Source organism: Butyrivibrio proteoclasticus P6B7 (assembly GCF_000622085.1).
Taxonomy (GTDB): domain Bacteria; phylum Bacillota; class Clostridia; order Lachnospirales; family Lachnospiraceae; genus Butyrivibrio; species Butyrivibrio proteoclasticus_A.
The window spans coordinates 311,707-330,566 of the sequence record NZ_JHWL01000002.1; the positions used below are offsets into that span (position 1 = coordinate 311,707).

Consider the following 18,860-nt stretch of genomic DNA (forward strand, 5'->3'; position numbering starts at 1 on the left):
TTCGTCAACCCCTTAAAATACAGACTATTTAGCTTTAACATACTTATACGATTAAGTTGTCAAGCCATATGACGCCTATCCTCCAAATGGTGTCTGAGTTTTTCCTCATACATGAGCTTATCGATATATTCCTGGAAATCCTTAACCTTCATGCCACTGTTATTGTCATAAACAGCAAAGCCAGTACTGATGGAAAGATCCATTTTCCCCTTATTGCTCCAATCGATACCAGCTACGGAATCCTTGATATTCCCAAGTCTTCTTGAAAGCTCTTTGTTATCGTTGATATTGGTTATAATACAGAATTCATCTCCTCCGAATCGTCCAATGATATCGCCCTTATCAAAGGAATTGATAAGTACGTCTGCGATACACTCAAGAACCTCATCTCCTGCCTTGTGTCCGAACTTATCATTGATGGACTTAAAGTAATCAACGTCGATCATTACAGCTGAGAAGGCCTTGTCCTTGCTATCATGGATGGCATTCTTCATAGCAAGATCAATTCCGCGCCTGTTTGTGATGCCAGTAAGGTAATCAATATTGATATCTCTTCTCTGCACATAGATAAGAAGAACCATGCAAGCAAATACAGTAGCTGCGTATTCAAGATTGATATTAAATACTGTTACCTGTAAAAGTCCGCCCACACCAACGATAAAAGGGAACATCATGATAGGAAGTCTGTAGCTGCTGATAATATGGCTTCTGAAAAGAAATACATAAAGCATTACAAGAACGCAAATAGCCACATGTAAAAGGCCTCTGAGCAAGTATAAGCTTCCTCTGTAATAACTTGTGCCTTCGTAGTAAAAGAACCATTTAAGCCCGAAAATTGATGAAATAGCTACAAGTGCAAGATTTAATCCCGCATAGATCGTTATTGGAATCATAAATAAGCTTCTTTTTTGTTTATCAATCTGATTTGTATAGCAATCAATGTATTTAATTGTAAATAAAAAGCCAAATGGATCAAAGGCAAAAACCACAAATGAGCTAAATTTAGCCAGCCATAATCCACTGTCTCCAAGGCTCTTTCCCAGTTCACCAAGAGCAGAACTTCCAACCAGAAAAGCAACCAAAGTTACCAGCTTTATGAATGCAATATTTGATTGTGATTTTTTGTCATTTTCTTGAAATAGCAGAAGCAAAATTGCCAAGAAAAATGTGTAGATATCCAGAACCAGTCCGCCATTTGACATTAACCCCATTCGCTCACCCCTTCATATCTTTAGTAAAAAATCAACCTACCCAAACAATTAAAAATGCCTTGGAATATTTTTACTACATCCGAAAAAATATATCAATATGTCGTTTTGCTTTAACAAAATAAAGTGGCCAGAAGGTATCAACCTTTCGACCACTTTATGGTTTATTTATAAAATTTGTATAAACTAAATTAGCATTTATCGTTAATTAATCTTAGTTTATATTAAGAAATAATATGAAGTAAATATTACTTCTTATCATCTTCCTTAGGAAGCCAAGCTGTCTCCTTTGGAGTCTTCTTAACGAATGGTCTGCTAAAGAACTGCTTAGCACCGTTAGGAAGGATGTATTTAAGCTTCTCTTCTGCTGTTCTCATTGTAGAAGCATCTGGGTTATCCCTTGTAAGCTTAATAGCGTCGAATTCGCAACGTGTTGTGCAAAGTCCACATCCTACGCACTTATTAGGATCAACGATTGAAGCACCACATGAAAGACAACGTGAAGTCTCCTTCTTAACCTGTTCCTCAGTGAATACAAGCTTAGTATCACGGAATGTAAGCTTACCGTCAGTATTCTTAAATCCAGGCTGCTGACGACCTACATGATCATAATCTCTAACAAGGATATCATCCTTATCAAGCTCGATGAAGAAGTTAGGATCACGGCCAATTGTAAGTGAAGAATGAGGCTGTACGAATCTGTGAATAGACTCTGCTCCTTCTCTACCACATGCAATAGCGTCAATAGCAAATCTAGGGCCATAGAACATATCTCCACCAACAAAGATATCAGGTACTGTAGTCTGGAAAGTTACCTTATCAGCTACAGGTGCTGGTCCCTTAAACTCAACAGCATCATCCTTAAGAAGGTCGCCCCAGATAGTTGCCTGACCAACAGAAAGGATTACATTAGAGCAAGCAATCTCCATGGTCTCATTCTCATCATACTGAGGATTGAAACGTCCATCAGCATCCTTAACCTGAGTACACTTCTTGAAGATAATTCCCTTAACCTTACCATTCTCTGTAAGGATTTCCTTAGGGCCCCAGCCGCCTCTGAGTTCAATACCCTCAGATTCAGCAATCTCAATCTCTTCTGGAAGAGCTGGCATAATGTCACGAGTCTCAAGAGAAACCTGTGTAACCTTAGGAGATCCGCAACGAATAGCTGTACGGCTTACGTCGATAGCAACGTTACCACCACCGATAACAACTGTATCGCCGTTAAGCTTGTAGCTCTCATCATCAATTACAGCATGAAGAATATCAACGCCCTTGATAACGCCTTCAGCGTCCTCACCAGGAACATTTACGCCACGACCACCCTGACAGCCAATAGCGATATAAAATGCCTTATATCCCTGTTCACGAAGCTGTTTAAGGGTAATATCCTTACCAACCTCTACACCAAGACGAATATCTACACCAAGCTCTCTAAGAACATCAACCTCAGCTTCAACTACATCTTTTTCCATTACAAAGGATGGAATACCATAAGTAACCATTCCGCCTGGTTTCTTGTTCTTATCGAACAATGTAGGCTTATATCCCTTAAGAGCAAGGTAATAAGCACAAGAAATACCAGCTGGGCCAGCACCGATAATAGCAACCTTCTCATCAAAGCCGCCACCGATCTTAGGAATAACCTTCTCAGGAATATATCTTGTCTCTGCCTTAAGGTCACGAACTGCTACGAACTTCTTAACCTCATCGATAGCAAGAGCCTGATCGATTGTTCCTCTTGTACATGCATCCTCACAACGTCTGTTACATACATAACCGCAGACAGCTGGAAGTGGATTGTACTTCTTAATAAGTGCAAGAGCTTCCTCATATCTGCCCTGAGCTGCCATCTTAAGATATCCCTGAACAGGAATATGAGCTGGGCAGGCAGTCTTACAAGGAGCTGTACCAGTCTTATGAGTATTGATACGGTTAATATCACGGTAGTCCTCAGTCCACATATCCTGTGACCAAGCCTTCTCAGTAGGAAGAGGCATCTTAGGATAAAGAACCTCACTTCCATCCTTCTTACAAAGCTTCTGTCCAAGAGTTGCAGCACCTGAAGGACAAACCTCAACGCATCGTCCACAAGCTACACAGTTATCCTTATCAACGTGAGCAACATATGCAGAACGTGACATGTTAGGAGTATTGAAAAGCTGTGAAGTACGAAGTGCGTAACATACATTTACATTACAGTTACAGATAGCGAAGATCTTGTGCTCACCATCAATGTTAGTGATCTGGTGTACAAATCCGTTATCTTCAGCCTGCTTAAAGATCTCAAGAGCCTCTTCCTTAGTGATATAACGACCATCCTTCTGTGTCTCAACAACGTAGTCAGCCATATCACCAATAGCGATACACCAGCCCTCTGGATCATCAGCACAGCCCTGTTCAAATGTCTTTCTTGATCTACGACATGAACATGGAGATGCTGCATATTTGCCTTCATAATAGTCAAGCCAATAAGAAATCTTCTCAAGGTTAATGGCCTCACCCTTCATATCAATGGCCTTCTCTACAGGAATAACGTGCATACCAACACCTGCACCGCCCATAGGAACCATGTGTGTAAGACCTTCAAGAGGAATACGGCTCATTCTCTCAAAGAATGCACCTGCCTCTGGATGCTCCTCTAAAACCTTGTGGTTCATGTTACCAAACTCAGCTGAACCAGGAACGTACATAGGAAGCACATACTGCTTCTCATGCTTCTCATTCTCATAGTTCCACTCGATTACGCCGTTGTAAGACATCTCATCAAGCTGTTTCTGAAGCTCTTCCTTAGTATACTCAGGACAAAGAGCTGCAATCTGCTCAAATGTCTTAGGTTTACGTTTCTCAAGCTTAAGGGCAATCTCACACTGCTCATCAGTGATAAGATTATAAAGGCCCCAGTACTCTGGGCTTTCCTTAGTGATCTTTTCAATGCCAAGCTTGATGTTCTTCCTATCCGTTACAGCCTTAGAAAATCTTGCCAGTGGCTCACGGAAAGGAGCATTCATATCCACGCTGTCCGGTATGATACCCGCTCTAGGATCCTGTTTGTTACGATTTGGGTCCAGTGAATACGGAGTATTCAAATCGTGCATATCAAATTGATTCTTATCCATCTCTCTACCATCTTTCTTTTAAAATGTTTACGTTGCCGCTATCTCTTTAATTAAAAACTCGTTGCCTTTTAAGAGATATGTATGTACGCTGCCACAATTAGGGCAGGTCTTACCATGTGCTACAGTTTCGTATTCGCATTTACAGTCTTCGCAGTAAGATACTGCTGGAAGTGTCTCTATTATCAGTTCTGAGTCTTTCATAAGCTCAGTTCTGGCAGCAGCCCATTTCCAGGCATCTGTTAAAAGATGAGGAACAACTCCAGACACTTCTCCAAGCTGTATTGTTACAGAATGGATTTTTTCTATTTCATTTTCCTTGCCAACTTCTGTAAGATCGTCAATGATGCGAAATACTACGCCTAATTCATGCATATATTAAAACCTTCTTGATATTATTAAAAACTAATAAACAAATTATAGTTCCCTATAAGGTCACAATAAGGCCAGGACGGTTAAAAACTACATATAATCGCCTGGCCTTAAACTTTAAGTCAATTTACTTGATGCTCTCTTCAATTTGTTCTGATAACCAATCAGCCCATTCCTGCATTCCCTCACCTGTCTTAGCACAGATAGGAATGATCTTGGCCTTTGGATTACGCATAAGGATATATTCCTTACACTTTTCAAGATCAAAATCAAAGTATGGCGCAACGTCCATCTTATTGATCAGAACAACATCGCAGATTGAGAACATAAGTGGGTACTTAAGAGGCTTATCATGTCCCTCAGGTACTGAAAGAATCATTGCATTCTTGGTACTACCAGTATCAAATTCCGCTGGGCAAACAAGATTGCCGACATTCTCAAGGACTGCGAAGTCCACATCAGAAACATCAAGCTCTTTAATACCCTGTCTGGTCATATCAGCATCAAGATGGCACATACCACCTGTATGAAGCTGAATTGATTTAACGCCAGTAGCTGCAATTGTCTTAGCATCTACATCAGAGTCAATGTCTGCTTCCATGACTCCGATTCTATATTTATCTTTAAGAAGTTCTATTGTACGAGTAAGTGTGGTTGTCTTGCCTGATCCCGGAGATGACATCAGATTAAGTAAAAACGTCTTACTGTCCTTAAGTTCCTTCCTTAACTTGTCAGCATCCTGATCATTACTTTCAAAAATGCTTCTTTTAACCTCAATTACTCTTACATTATCCATTTTACTCTGCACGCTCCATAGCTAATTTGTGGTCCTTAGTATCTGCGAATACATCGTTAGAATAAGGACTCTTTCCAAGTTTAACTGCTCTCTTGATGATCTCAGCTATACAAATAACGTTGATTGCAATTGACATAATAGCAACAAATCCCTGCATTCTAGGATCAGCTGTTATGCCAAGAGAAGCGATTGCTTCATTAGCAGCTGCTGTCTTACCTTGGCTGTTACTATAGAGTGCGATAGCCTTCTCATAAAGCATAGCTGTAGTAACGCCGCCCTCTGTAGCTCCGCCATAAACTGAAGGAAGAGCTGCTGCAAACTTACTTGTAAGCTGGAATCCTGGAACAACCTGTGCGAACATACACCAGATTGCAAGTGTATTAGCACGGTTCTGAATCCATGCACCCTTGTTCCAAAATGCGTTAGCAAATGTAGGAGCAAGAAGAAGTGCTACACCACAATACCATGAATGAGTAGGAAGATTCAAGTATGTGTACTCAAAATTCCAAACATCATATGCAAGAATGAACCAAACTGTCATGTCTGGCCAAAGCATATCAGCATGGTTCTTGTCCTTTGAAGAATAAAGATTGATACATCCTGTCATACAGAAGATGTTAACGAGACCTGCAAGGGCGTTAACAACATTCCACCATCCACCATAAAGGAATACACCTTCGTTAGATGCCCACCAAGCACCCTTAAGGTTGCCTGTGATTGAATAAGCAGCCCAAGCTGACTCAAGATCAGATACCATAGCAATAACAATGTTAGCTGCTACGATAGCCCATGGGAACCACTTAAACCATTTTTCTTTACCAATGCCCCATTTGTACTTGATCATCATGAAGCCTACGCAGCCGATATCAGCAGCATAAAGCTTAAAGTAATGGAACCATCCATCCATGTAAGCCACAGTAGGATTAGGATTGCCACCAAAATCAAATACATGGAAATGTGCAAGAATGAAATAAACTGTTAATGCTGTAGGAATGAGAACGAATACAAGAATTCCACCCCATTTAGTCCTACGACCGATCTCGTTCATAAGAATAAGACCGCAGAATACCAGAACCCAACCAATTAGCTGCATAGAAGCATGTTCACTATAAAGTTGGAATAGCATAAAGAACCTCCTTTTGTAACTATGCTCTAGGCATAGTTATCCCTTATATTTTGTATGTATTATAGCATATTGCACAAATTCACACAAATATCCCAAGAATTATTGGTAAATGTGGGGCACGGAAGTCTTGGAAACCAGTTTCCATCTGGTTTCGCAGGGATTTAGTTTTATTCGAAAAGGCGTCTTTTTCTATCTATCATCTCGTCAATCTGATCCATGTAAAGTTTGACATCCTTAACGTTGTCACAACGCTCTATACGGCCATCGTAGCCATATACACGCTTAGTTACAGTACCTGCTCCAAGGGCAATAATGGACTGAACTTCTTCATTGATTAAAATATTATAAATTCCTGCTTTATCAGGTTTTGCATATCCGGTGTTCTCAAAGTTTCCACTGATGTTTTTCTGCCTGTAAAGATAATATGGCACCAAACCCATATTTTTAGCGCCTTCCGAGGCAATTCTCATCATTTCTTCAGTATTATTTATAACATCAGCTCCCTTTAAGCTGATCTCACCCTTTAGCTCTTTTTCATGAAGGATCTCTGCAAGCCTTGAACCACGCTTAATTGCTAAGGAATGAACTGTCAGATCATCCGGAGCAAGCTCTGCAATCCGCTCCATAGTATAAGCCACGTCCTTACTGGTCTCTAAAGGAAGTCCAAGAATGATATCCATGTTGATATTGTCAAAGCCCTCTTCCCTGGCCATCTTATAAGAATCCACGAACTCCGCAACTGTATGGCGCCTTCCGATAAGCTTTAAGGTCTCATCCTTCATGGTCTGAGGGTTAACTGAGATTCTGGATACACCCATCTTCTTCATGGTACGAAGCTTATCCCTTGTTATGGAATCTGGCCTTCCGGACTCCACAGTAAACTCCTTAACATGAGACATATCAAGCTTCTCATTCATATATCCAATAAGGCGTTCCATCTGGTGAGGCTCTAAAGTTGTAGGAGTACCGCCGCCAATATAGACTGTATCCAGTGTCTTTCCAGCAAATTCACTGGCTACATAATCAATCTCTTTTTCCAGACAAGAAATGTAGTCATCTACAATGTTCTTGAACGCTCCTATTGGATAAGAGGTAAAAGAGCAATATAGACAGGTAGTTGGACAGAAAGGAATTCCAAGATATAAGCTATAGCCGTTCTCATAGTCTATGCTCTTAAGGATTTCCTTCTCATGTCTTGCAATTCTGGTACTTACATCAATCTTCTCATCGCTGACAAAATAGGTATTCTTCATGAAATCATATATTTCTTCATCGCTTTTGCCCTTATCAACAAGATTCATGGCGATTCTTGTAGGGCGAATACCTGTCAGATTGCCCCAAGGCAGGTCTTTTCCTGTTTCCTTGGAAAGTGCGCGGTAGATAAGCTTCTTAAGGGCATTCTTACAGGTGTCCACAGAAGCGCCACTGGTAGAAGCGCTATTCTTCTTGCCATCTTCGCTATCACAAAATTGAGCCTGAAAAAGAGCTGTCTCATCTCCCCTTATCAGACTCATTTCGATGATGCCTTCCAATCTGGAATCATCCTGATATTTATAATTAACAATGTAGTAGTCAGTTAGATCGGTACTGATCTCCCCATCAGCCGTGATCGTAACCTTCACATCCTCTGAAGGATAAAAGGCCTTGAACAACGAGTGAATATCGTACTGATATCTGTCTTCATTTAAAAAGATCTGTCTCATTATTTTTCCTTTACTAAATCAGATAACATATCTGTTATAAATCTTCTCGTGACCAATAGTGGTCACTCCGCCATGTCCCGGATAAACAATTGTATCATCAGGAAGAACAAATAGTCTCTCCTTGATAGAGCGCATAAGCTCGCTGGTGGAGCTTGTTGGAAAATCTGTTCTTCCAACTGACTCCTCAAAAAGCGTATCGCCGCTTATGAGAATACCATCATCTTCAAAGTAATAACAACATCCTCCAGATGTGTGGCCAGGTGTGGCAATCAGCTTACAAGATAAGCCTGCAGCCTCAATAATGTCACCATCCCTATAATAGCCATCTGCCTTAACCTTGCCAACGCGGCAGCCAAAGTAGTCGCCTAGGTTAAGATAAGGGTCGCTTAGCATTGCCATCTCTTTTTCATGGCAATACAATTTGGCGCCGGAAAGCTTTTTAAGCTCTTCGGCACCCGCTATGTGATCGAAATGTCCATGGGTTAAAAGGATTATATCAATCACAAAATTCTTTTCAGTTAATTTATCATAGATAAGCTTACCTCTGTCAGCCGGGTCAAAAAAGATCACATGAACCTTGCCATCTTCATCAACGCGATTCTCATCAAATACGTAGAAACAGTTAGTTCCTACCATTCCAAGAATCATTCCGCCGACCTGAACACTCTTATCGCTCATTAACCGGTTGTCCTTTCAATATCAATAACGCTGTCAATCTGTCTAATCTTATCAACAATCTCTCTAAGCTGATCCCTTGATGATACCTGGAACGAAGTCTCCATGGTAGCAAGGCCCTGCTTACTTGTTCTGGTGTTCATAGAGATGATATCGATGTTCTTCTCAGTAAGGGCTCTTGAAATATCAGCAAGAAGTCCACTTCTGTTGTTAGCGAAGATCTTAATTGTAGCAGCGTATTTACCACCACTTGCAGGTGAATCAGACTGCCATCTGGCCTCAATAAGCCTTGTTCTGTCCTCTTCCTGCATCTTAACAACGTTGACACAGTCTCTTCTATGAATAGAAACGCCACGTCCTCTAGTAACAAATCCACAGATATCATCGCCTGGCACAGGATTACAGCACTTAGAGAATCTAACTGCCACATCGTGAACGCCCTTAACGATAATAGCGTTATCAGAACCTGAAACCTGAGGTGTAATGTTGGATTCAGCAACAGCTGCAAGAACCTCTTCATCAGTGATGTTGCGCTTATGCTCTTTGTCATTAAGCTCAAGCATCTTGTTGATGATCTGGCCTTCCTTAAGTCCGCCATGACCAACAGCTGCAAGAACAGCGTTCCAATCGTGGAATCCGTATTTCTTGATTACGATATTCTGGAATTCAGGCTTGGAAATTGAGAAAAGATCTATACCCTTACTCTTACAGTATTCTATAAGAAGTTCGCGGCCTTTAGCGATATTCTCTTCCTTAAGCTCATTCCTGAACCACTGATTGATCTTGTTCTTAGTAGATGTGGACTTGGCAATTGCAAGCCAGTCTCTACTAGGACCTCTTGAATTCTGGCTGGTGATTACCTCAATTCGGTCACCATTCTGAATCTTATAATCTATTGGTACGAGCTTACCATTTACCTTAGCTCCTATCATCTTGTTACCTACAGCAGAATGAACGCTGTAAGCAAAGTCGATAGGTGTTGAGCCTGCAGGTAAGTTCTTAACTTCACCGGTTGGAGTAAAGCAGTAGACATCTTCTGAGAAAAGATTAAGATCGCTCTTAAGAAGATTCATGAACTCCTGGTTATCTGACATGTCCTGTTGCCATTCAAGAATCTGACGAAGCCAGATAAGCTTCTCTTCCTCTCCCTGTTCAGCCTTCTTGCCATCAGAGGTTTCTTTGTACTTCCAATGGGCAGCGATACCGTATTCAGCAGCCCTATGCATGTCATAGGTTCTGATCTGAATCTCAAAAGGCTGGCCTGTCTGTCCGATCAGTGTTGTGTGAAGAGACTGATACATATTAGGCTTAGGCATCGCAATGTAATCCTTGAATCTGCCTGGAATAGGCTTGTACATCTCGTGGATTACACCAAGAGCCGCATAACAATCCTTAACAGTTGCTACTATGATTCTGATAGCGAACAGATCATAGATCTGATCCAAAGTCTTGTTCTGGTTGCGCATCTTCTTATAAATACTGAAGAAGTGCTTAACACGACCATTGACATCGCCTACAATGCCAGCTGCTTCAATGGCTTCTCTCACTTTGATACAGATATCCTCTACATACTTCTCTCTTTCACTCTTACGAACTGCAACCTTATCAACCAGATCATAGTAAATATCAGGCTTAAGGTACTTAAGTGAAAGGTCATCAAGTTCAACCTTGATCCTGCTGATACCTAATCTTCCAGCGATTGGAGAATAGATATCCAAAGTCTCCTGGGCAATTCTTGATTGCTTCTCAGGAGGCATATGGCCCAAAGTCCTCATATTATGAAGTCTATCGGCCAATTTAATAAGGATAACTCTGATATCCTTTGCCATGGCAAGGAACATCTTACGCAGGTTCTGAGCCTGCATATCAATCTGTTCCTGTGTCTTATTAGTCTGATCAGTAGAAAGCTGAAGTGCTGTCAACTTGGTAACACCATCTACCAAAAGAGCTACATCACTTCCGAAATCATTCTCGATTTCTTCTTTGGTAAGGATTGTATCTTCAACGACATCATGAAGAAGCCCTGCTGCTATGGTCTCTTTATCCATTTCCAAGTCAGCAAGAATTATGGCCACGCAAAGAGGGTGAATGATATACGGTTCACCTGATTTGCGAGACTGCCCCTTGTGAGCTTCAAAAGCTTCCTGATAAGCCTTTTCAATAAGGGATATATCATCAGAAGGGTGATACTTCCTCACACGTTCAATAAGACCCTCATAAAGCTTATCCGGCGACTGAAACTCCTCAATGGCTTCAATTTTTCCATCGTCGAAATTCTGCGCCATTAATTACTTCCCTTCATAGCTAATAGCTGCGTCAAGTCTATACTTAGAAAGTCTTTCACGACCGTTAAGGCCCTTAAGTTCCATAAGTACAAGGATACCAGCTACTTCTCCGCCAAGCATCTCTACAAGCTTAACCATAGCCTCAATTGTTCCACCTGTAGCCATAAGGTCATCTACAAGAAGAACCTTCTGTCCAGGCTTAATTGAATCCTTGTGAAGTTCTACAACAGCCTTGCCATATTCAAGGTCATACTCAACCTCAACTGTCTCGCAAGGAAGCTTACCCTTCTTACGAACTGGTACAAGGCCCTTTCCTCTATTGTAAGCAATAGGTGCACTGAAGATGAATCCTCTGGACTCAGCACCAAGCACTACATCAAAATCAAGATCAGCTACAAGTTCCTGCATCTTGTCGATTGCAAGCTTGAATCCCTCTGGATCCTGCAGTACTGTTGTGATATCCCTAAACATGATTCCTTCTTCTGGGAAATTAGGAATGGTTCTTACATAATCTTTGAGATCTTTCATTAATTTGTCCTCTCTTAAAATAAACAATACTTCAACATATAATTATAGCACAACAATGTGAAAAAATGTAGAACAGAGCAAAAAAGAAAGAATTCCAGTTAAGGAATTCTCAGAAAAAGAGCTGGAAATGGGACTTGAACCCACGACCTACTGATTACGAATCAGTTGCGCTACCAACTGCGCCATTCCAGCACGAATTTGATTATACAATTCTAAAATGCTTTTATCAAGAGGAATAAAGACAGGGCACACTTTATTTTGCGTGCCCTGTCTGATAATACTCTGGTAAAAGAACTTACTTCTTAGAAGAATTGCTCTTCTTGGTTGTAGAGGTCTTCTTAGCTGTAGTAGTCTTCTTTGTAGTTGAAGCCTTCTTGGTAGTGGTCGCTTTCTTTGTTGTAGTAGTCTTCTTAGCTGTAGATGACTTCTTACCGCTAATACTCTTAACTGCCTCAGAAGAAATTATGTTAAAGATCCTGTCTTCCTCGATCTTCTCATACTTTTCGTTGATAGCCTGCTCCTGCGCCTGAAGCTCTTTTTCATATTTAAGCTTTAGCTCTTTTAACAGCTCCTCTTCCTCGCGGCTCTGCTTCTCACGAAGCTCTGCAAGCTTTTCTTCCCTTTCCTTTTCCTTCCTTATCTCTTCCTCTTCCTTAATGGCACGGATCTTTTTCTCCTGCTCAGAATAAGGAGTGTAGCTAAAGATAGCAAGGGAAACAGGAGCAATCTTAATGCTGATAGAATAATCTCTTCCATCAACAAGCTTTCTCTTAGCTTCCATTCTGCCTTCGTTAAGGACGCCAGATCCGCCAAAGCTTAAGTCATCAGAGTTAAAAATCTCTGTATATCTGCCATCAGCAGGAACGCCGATTTCATATTCTCTTTCTACTCCTGCCATGTTGGCAACCACAAGGAGTACTTCGTCGTTATTCTCACTCTTTCTTGCAAAAGAGATCATGCACTGGTCGGAAGCAAGATCGTTAATCCACTCAAATCCGGTATCTACGCTGTCAAGCTGATGAAGTGCCGGATGATTATTATAAATATCGTTGAGAGTCTTGAGCATGTTCTCAACAAATACTGACTGGTCAATTGTTAGAGCGTCAGGCTCCATGTAAAGGTGCTTGCGGCCTGGATGCACCATCATATAAGAGATGGCAAGGCGAAGGTTACCCATCTTCTGGGAGGAATCACCAGGCATCAGATAATATAGTCCTTCAAGGCCCTTTTCAAGCTCTTCGTGTGTAAAGCCAAGAATGAAGCGCTCTGTGTAGCTATAGATAATGCTAAAAGTAACCTCGTCGTGGTGACCGGATCTAAACAGAGGGTCATTCTGCATATATGAAAGGAAGTCTCTGGTCCAACCGTTGTTCCACTTATAGTCAAATCCTAGGCCGCCATCATCTACAGGGCCTGTAACCATTGGCCAGCAGGCTGTTTCCTTAGTGATGAGGATAACACCTGGATTGTCCTTGTGAATAACACTGGTGAGCTGCTTAAGGAACTCAAGAGCCTCCAGGTTCTCATTTCCACCATAGATGTTAGGCATCCACTCGCCAGGCTTTCTATCATAGTCAAGGTAAAGAATCCTTGAAATATCTGATGTTCTAAGACCATCGATATGGAAAGTCTCAATCCAGTATAGAGCATTAGAAATAAGGAAGTTAGTAACCTCTTTTCTTCCATAATCAAAGATCAGATCTCCTGACTTAGGATGGATTCCGATTCGTGGATCCTCGTACTCAAAGAGAGTGCGTCCATCAAAGTCGCTAAGACCACAGGAAGCCTTAGGGAAGAACGTTGGAACCCAGTCAAGGATTACTCTGATATTGTTGTCATGCATTGTATTAACAAACTTCATGAAATCCTCTGGTGTTCCATTGGATTCATCAAGGGCAAAGAAATCAAGAATATGATAAAAATGTCCTGGAAGATGTTTCATTATAGGCATGAGCTGAATTGTATCAAAGCCATGATTGTGAACGTACTCAAGGATATCCTCTGTCACATCCTCAATCGTGCTCTTCTTATCATGTCTGTCAGCAAAGGCCTCAAGAGAAATCTCGCAGATTGATAAAGGAGCTTCGTCCTTGTCAAACTTTCTTCTGTCTTTAAGCCACTTATCATCTGTCCATCTAATGGACTTAGGGCTCTTGATAACAGAAATAATGCCATTCTCACCCTTTGACTCTACGGCAAATGGATCAGGTCTTTTAAGGACGATACCGCTTCTGGTCTTAATTTCAAACTGGTAGCCGTCATTTTCCTTAGCACCTGGAACAAAGATCTCGAAAACGCCGATAGGGTCAAGTCTGTGCATCTGACAGATCCTGCCATCCCAGTTATTAAAGTCTCCGATAACGCTCACTCTTGCAGCGCTTGGAGCCCAAACAGCAAAGGTAGTACCTTCAACGCCGTCGCGGGTCATAGGGTGTGCGCCCAGCTTTTCATAAATGTGATAATGGATTCCATTTCCAAACTTAATGAAATCCTCTCTATCCATCAATGGTCCAAAGGCATAAGGATCCTCAACTGTGGTCTCCTGTCCCTTTGCATCATTTATTATAAATTTGTATTTGAGTTTTTCCTGATAAGGAACAATGATAGCGTAGAATCCAGCCTCGTCAGCAAGCTCCATCTCGTACTCTTTTTTAGTATTATCAACGAAAACCTTTACAGATTCTGCGTCTGGATAAAACGCCTGAATAAGACAATTATTCCCCACCTTATGTGCCCCCAGAATTCTGTGAGGATTATCGCCATCAGAATATATAATCTCTTCAATTTCAGGCCAGTTCATCATCTTATAAAGCTTATTATTCACTTTGTTCCCCTCCAAAGAAAAAGAATTATGGAAAAATAGAAATGTGATTGCTGTAAAACTACGTCGTTTACGCAAATCCACACCTTATTCTACCATAATTCTTAATACATTGCGCCATTTATTATCATGAAATCGTTCCGCGAATATCGTGAATGAACAATCCGCTAAGAAGCTTAGGCTCAAACCATGTGGATTTAGGAGGCATGAGCTTCTCCTCATCCGCAACTCTAAAGAGCTCGCCTATTGAAGTTGGATACATTGAAAAAGCCAGCTTCATATCCTTGTGGCATCTGTCCTCAAGCTCCTGAAGACCTCTGATTCCGCCAACAAAATCAATTCTCTTATCTGTTCTTGGATCGCCGATTCCAAGGATTGGAGAAAGAACTTCATTCTGCAGGATAGATACATCAAGGCCTTCAACTGCATCATCCTTAAGAATTTCAGGCTTTGCAGACAGTCTGTACCATTTATCTTCCAGGAACAAGCCATATTCGCCCTTCTGTGATGGTTTTACTTTATCTGCTTCATCTTTCACATCAAACTTTTCAGAGAGTTTATCTAGGAATTCATCGGTGGTTAAACCATTTAGATCTTTTACCACTCTGTTATAGTCCATGATCATGAGCTCAGAATCCGGGAAAAGAACTGACAAAAAGAAGTCACTCTTAAGTTTGCCGCGGACCTTGCCCTGGTTCTCCTCACGAAGCTTAAGTCCCACCTTAACTGCTGAAGCGCATCTATGATGGCCGTCAGCGATGTAAATATCTTTGATAGATGTGAAGATTCTGCTGATCGTCTCAGTCTCTTCAAGATCTTCAATAACGAAGACTCTGGATCTTACGCCTTCCTCATCTGTAAAGTCGTACACTGGCTGGTCCAGCTCTTTTACCCTATCTACAAGCTCTGAAAGAAGGCGATTCTCTCTATAGCAAAGGAAAATAGGACCAGTCTGGGCCTGGCAGGTGTAAACGTGATTGATTCTATCCTGTTCCTTGTCTTCTCTTGTGTTCTCGTGCTTTTTGATAACGTTGTTAAGATAGTCGTCAATTGAAGCACAGGCAACGATGCCTGTCTGGACGCGGCCGTTCATGGTCTGCTCGTAGATGTAAAAGCAAGGCTTTTCGTCCTGAATAAAAACACCCTTTTCAATTTGATCCCAGAGCATGTCGTGAGCCTTGTCGTAAGCTTCCTGAGAATACATATCGAAGTCAGCCGGGAACTGGGTCTCTGGTCTGTCTATAGCAAGGAAGGATTCTGGGTTCTCTTTTACTCTATCATAGGCTTCTGCTCTGTTAAATACGTCATAGGGAAGGGATGCGACAGTTGATGCCTTCTCTGGTGTTGGTCTAAATGCCCTAAAGGGCCTAATTTCTGCCATTGTAGCCTCCAAGTAGTTCTAGAATTAAACAAGATGATTCATCCGGAAAGCCAGATGAATCATCAGTTTTGTTTGTCTTATATTATAACTCTTTCTTTACCACACGAACTCTGATTACGCCGTCAATCTTGTTAAGCTTCTTAACCAAAGCGTCTGTGATCTTATCCTCAACGTCAATCATTGTGTATGCGTAGTCGCCGCGAGACTTATTAGCCATATCAGAAATATTGATGCCAGCTTCGCCGAGCACTGCAGTAAACTGAGAAATCATGTTGGCAACATTCTTGTGATAGATGGCAATACGAGGATTTATGCATACGCCCATGTCGCAGTTAGGGAAGTTAACGGAATTATTGATGTTTCCGTTTTCAAGGAAGTCCTTAAGTTCAAGAACAGCCTTAACTGCGCAGTTATCTTCTGATTCCTCTGTTGAAGCACCAAGGTGAGGGATTACGATACATCCGTCGTGGCCTGCAACAACTGGATTTGGGAAGTCAGTTACATATTTGCGGATCTTGCCTGAGTTGATACCTGCAAGAACATCAGCCTCATTGCAAAGAATATCTCTTGCAAGGTTGATGATGATAACGCCTCTCTTCATCTTAGCGATGGCCTCAGCATCGATCATGCCCTTTGTAGAATCAAGGGCTGGAACATGAATTGTGATGATGTCGCACTTTGAATAGATGTCATCTACGTTGGTTACGTGCTTAACGTCTGAAGAAAGTCTCCATGCAGCGTCGATTGAAAGATATGGGTCATATCCGTAAACGTCCATACCAAGCTGACGAGCAGCGTTGGCAACTCTTACACCGATAGCTCCAAGGCCGATGATACCAAGCTTCTTACCAAAGATCTCGGTTCCGGCAAATTTCTTTTTGGATTTCTCTGTGAGCTTGGCAATCTCAGGATCACCTGCGTTAGCCTTAACCCACTCTGTTCCACCAATGATATCTCTTGAAGCGATGAGCATTGCTGCAAGAACCATCTCTTTTACACCGTTAGCATTAGCACCAGGAGTATTGAAAACAACGATTCCCTGCTCAGCGCATCTGTCCAGAGGAATATTGTTAACTCCTGCGCCTGCTCTTGCGATAGCAAGAAGGTTGTCAGAGAACTCCATCTCCAGCATGTTGGCACTTCTTACAAGAATGCCCTCAGCGTCGTCAACGTTGTCTACTGCCTGATACTCATCAGTGAAATTATTAAGTCCGATCTTAGCGATTGGATTCATGCACTTGTACTTGTACATTGTGGTCTCCTTCCCAATATATCAATAATCAGCTATTTGTTAATTCTAGAATCTGCATTGATAACAACTAAAAATACATGTAGTACTTCAGCTCTAATCTAGATCAATTATTTTTCTCGAAATCTTCCATGAACTGAACAAGCTTAGCTACACCTTCCTTAGGCATCGCATTGTAGATACTTGCTCTCATTCCACCTACAGTTCTGTGTCCCTTAAGACTTACGAAGCCTGCCTTTGTAGCCTCAGCTATGAACTTAGCATTTAACTCTTCTGAGTCAGTTACGAAAGGAACATTCATAAGTGAACGGTCTTCCTTGCGAACAGTACCCTTGAACATGTTGCTCTTATCAAGGTAATCATAGAGAATAGCTGCCTTCTCTTCGTTTCTCTTTTTCATCTCTTCAAGACCGCCCTGAGCCTTAAGCCACTTAAATACAAGGCCACACATGTAGATACTCCAGCAGTTAGGAGTGTTGTATAAAGAACCATTGTCTGCCTGTGTCTTCCACTTAAGCATTGTTGGTGTGTAAGAAGGAACGTCATCTGTAATGAGGTCCTCTCTAATGATGCTGATAACAAGACCTGCTGGTCCTACGTTCTTCTGAACACCACCGTAGATTACGCCGTACTTGGTAACATCAACTGGCTCTGATAAGAAACAGGAAGAAACGTCAGATACAAGAATGTGTCCCTTTGTGTTAGGAAGAGTCTTGAACTTAGTTCCGTAGATTGTGTTGTTCTCGCAGATGTATACGTAATCTGCATCCTCAGGGATTGCAAGGTCTGAACAATCTGGAATATATGAGAAAGTCTTATCAGCACTTGATGCAACCTCGATTGCCTCACCGTACTTCTGAGCTTCCTGATAAGCCTTCTTAGCCCACTGACCTGTGATAATGTAAGCAGCCTTGCCGTTCTTCATAAGGTTAAGTGGAACTGCTGCAAACTGCTGACTTGCGCCACCCTGTAAGAAAAGGACCTTGTAGTTGTCAGGAATATTCATAAGATCTCTGATATCCTGCTCTGCAGTTTGGATAACGCTATCAAATGTTTTACTTCTGTGGCTCATCTCGTTGATGGACATACCACATCCGTTGTAATCAAGCATTTCTGCCGCTGCCTGTTTAAGTACTTCCTCTGGTAAAACTGCTGGACCTGCTGAAAAATTGTAGACTCTAGACACTTCTTTCTCCTCCTGTTGTTGCTATAGTAGCAAAAATTATTTTTTGATTATTTGTCGAAAAAAAGAAGAAACACTTTACTGATTTAAACCAGCAAATACATCTTTAAAAATTATTCTAAACGGAATTTTTATTTTGTCAATTATGTTATTCCATAATTAGTGTTATTTTATTAAGATTTGTGCTTTGGGGTTTTGTTTAGATATAGAATATAGCTAGTCTTTGTGCGATTTAATCAAATAAAGTGTTGATGTAATCATTCAAGAATTTTTAATTATTTTTGATGTATTTTTTGATTTATTCATTTGTATTTTGGGCACAAATTGATTTCCAAATTCAATTTGTGGTGACATAAATAATGTTGTTACTCAAAATTATTGACGGATTAGCATATTTATATCGTTTATTGCTTTATC

13 protein-coding genes and 1 tRNA gene are annotated in these 18,860 nt (G+C 41.2%); all 14 read right to left on the reverse strand.

Translation table 11 applies throughout. The annotated features are described in order from the left end of the window. Nucleotides 1-59 precede the first annotated feature (59 nt). The 14 genes from T541_RS0103020 to serC all read right to left on the reverse strand — a co-directional run bounded on the left by T541_RS0103020 (nucleotide 60) and on the right by serC (nucleotide 18,446). The gene (locus tag T541_RS0103020) at nucleotides 60-1,211 is read right to left on the reverse strand and encodes a GGDEF domain-containing protein (RefSeq protein WP_026651297.1); all 1,152 of its coding nucleotides are present in this window, start codon (nucleotides 1,209-1,211) and stop codon (nucleotides 60-62) included. A gap of 245 nt (nucleotides 1,212-1,456) precedes the next feature. Then, nucleotides 1,457-4,219 (reverse strand): FAD-dependent oxidoreductase, encoded by a 2,763-nt coding sequence (locus tag T541_RS0103025; RefSeq protein ID WP_242840745.1) that lies wholly within the window; start codon nucleotides 4,217-4,219, stop codon nucleotides 1,457-1,459. Between the two features lie 135 nt (nucleotides 4,220-4,354). Further along, nucleotides 4,355-4,699 (reverse strand): hydrogenase maturation nickel metallochaperone HypA, encoded by a 345-nt coding sequence (locus T541_RS0103030; protein ID WP_026651299.1) that lies wholly within the window; start codon nucleotides 4,697-4,699, stop codon nucleotides 4,355-4,357. Nucleotides 4,700-4,823: 124 nt separating this feature from the next. Beyond that, nucleotides 4,824-5,492, reverse strand: a complete 669-nt coding sequence (gene hypB / locus T541_RS0103035) for a hydrogenase nickel incorporation protein HypB (protein WP_026651300.1) — start codon at nucleotides 5,490-5,492, stop codon at nucleotides 4,824-4,826. Nucleotide 5,493: 1 nt separating this feature from the next. Then, nucleotides 5,494-6,618: a DUF5692 family protein gene (locus tag T541_RS0103040; protein WP_026651301.1), complete on the reverse strand. Its 1,125-nt coding sequence runs from the start codon at nucleotides 6,616-6,618 to the stop codon at nucleotides 5,494-5,496. Nucleotides 6,619-6,785: 167 nt separating this feature from the next. Next, nucleotides 6,786-8,321, reverse strand: coding sequence for a coproporphyrinogen dehydrogenase HemZ (gene hemZ, locus T541_RS0103045; protein WP_026651302.1), 1,536 nt, complete (start codon nucleotides 8,319-8,321; stop codon nucleotides 6,786-6,788). 18 nt (nucleotides 8,322-8,339) lie between these two features. Then, nucleotides 8,340-8,999: an MBL fold metallo-hydrolase gene (locus tag T541_RS0103050; RefSeq protein ID WP_026651303.1), complete on the reverse strand. Its 660-nt coding sequence runs from the start codon at nucleotides 8,997-8,999 to the stop codon at nucleotides 8,340-8,342. Further along, a complete protein-coding gene (locus tag T541_RS0103055) occupies nucleotides 8,999-11,281 on the reverse strand; it encodes a RelA/SpoT family protein (protein ID WP_026651304.1) in 2,283 nt (760 codons plus the stop codon). Before T541_RS0103055 ends, T541_RS0103050 begins: the two co-directional genes overlap by 1 nt. Before the next feature lie 3 nt (nucleotides 11,282-11,284). Next, nucleotides 11,285-11,809 (reverse strand): adenine phosphoribosyltransferase, encoded by a 525-nt coding sequence (locus T541_RS21565; RefSeq protein ID WP_026651305.1) that lies wholly within the window; start codon nucleotides 11,807-11,809, stop codon nucleotides 11,285-11,287. Between the two features lie 119 nt (nucleotides 11,810-11,928). Then, a tRNA-Thr gene (locus tag T541_RS0103065) sits at nucleotides 11,929-12,001 on the reverse strand. Between the two features lie 103 nt (nucleotides 12,002-12,104). Then, on the reverse strand, nucleotides 12,105-14,633 hold the full coding sequence (gene glgB / locus T541_RS18645; protein WP_051538056.1) for a 1,4-alpha-glucan branching protein GlgB: 2,529 nt from the start codon (nucleotides 14,631-14,633) through the stop codon (nucleotides 12,105-12,107). A 124-nt stretch (nucleotides 14,634-14,757) separates the two neighbouring features. After that, nucleotides 14,758-16,011: a DUF1015 domain-containing protein gene (locus T541_RS0103075; RefSeq protein WP_026651306.1), complete on the reverse strand. Its 1,254-nt coding sequence runs from the start codon at nucleotides 16,009-16,011 to the stop codon at nucleotides 14,758-14,760. A gap of 82 nt (nucleotides 16,012-16,093) precedes the next feature. Next, nucleotides 16,094-17,263, reverse strand: coding sequence for a phosphoglycerate dehydrogenase (locus tag T541_RS0103080; protein ID WP_026651307.1), 1,170 nt, complete (start codon nucleotides 17,261-17,263; stop codon nucleotides 16,094-16,096). A gap of 103 nt (nucleotides 17,264-17,366) precedes the next feature. Continuing rightward, nucleotides 17,367-18,446, reverse strand: coding sequence for a 3-phosphoserine/phosphohydroxythreonine transaminase (gene serC / locus T541_RS0103085; protein WP_026651308.1), 1,080 nt, complete (start codon nucleotides 18,444-18,446; stop codon nucleotides 17,367-17,369). Between the last annotated feature and the right edge of the window lie 414 nt (nucleotides 18,447-18,860).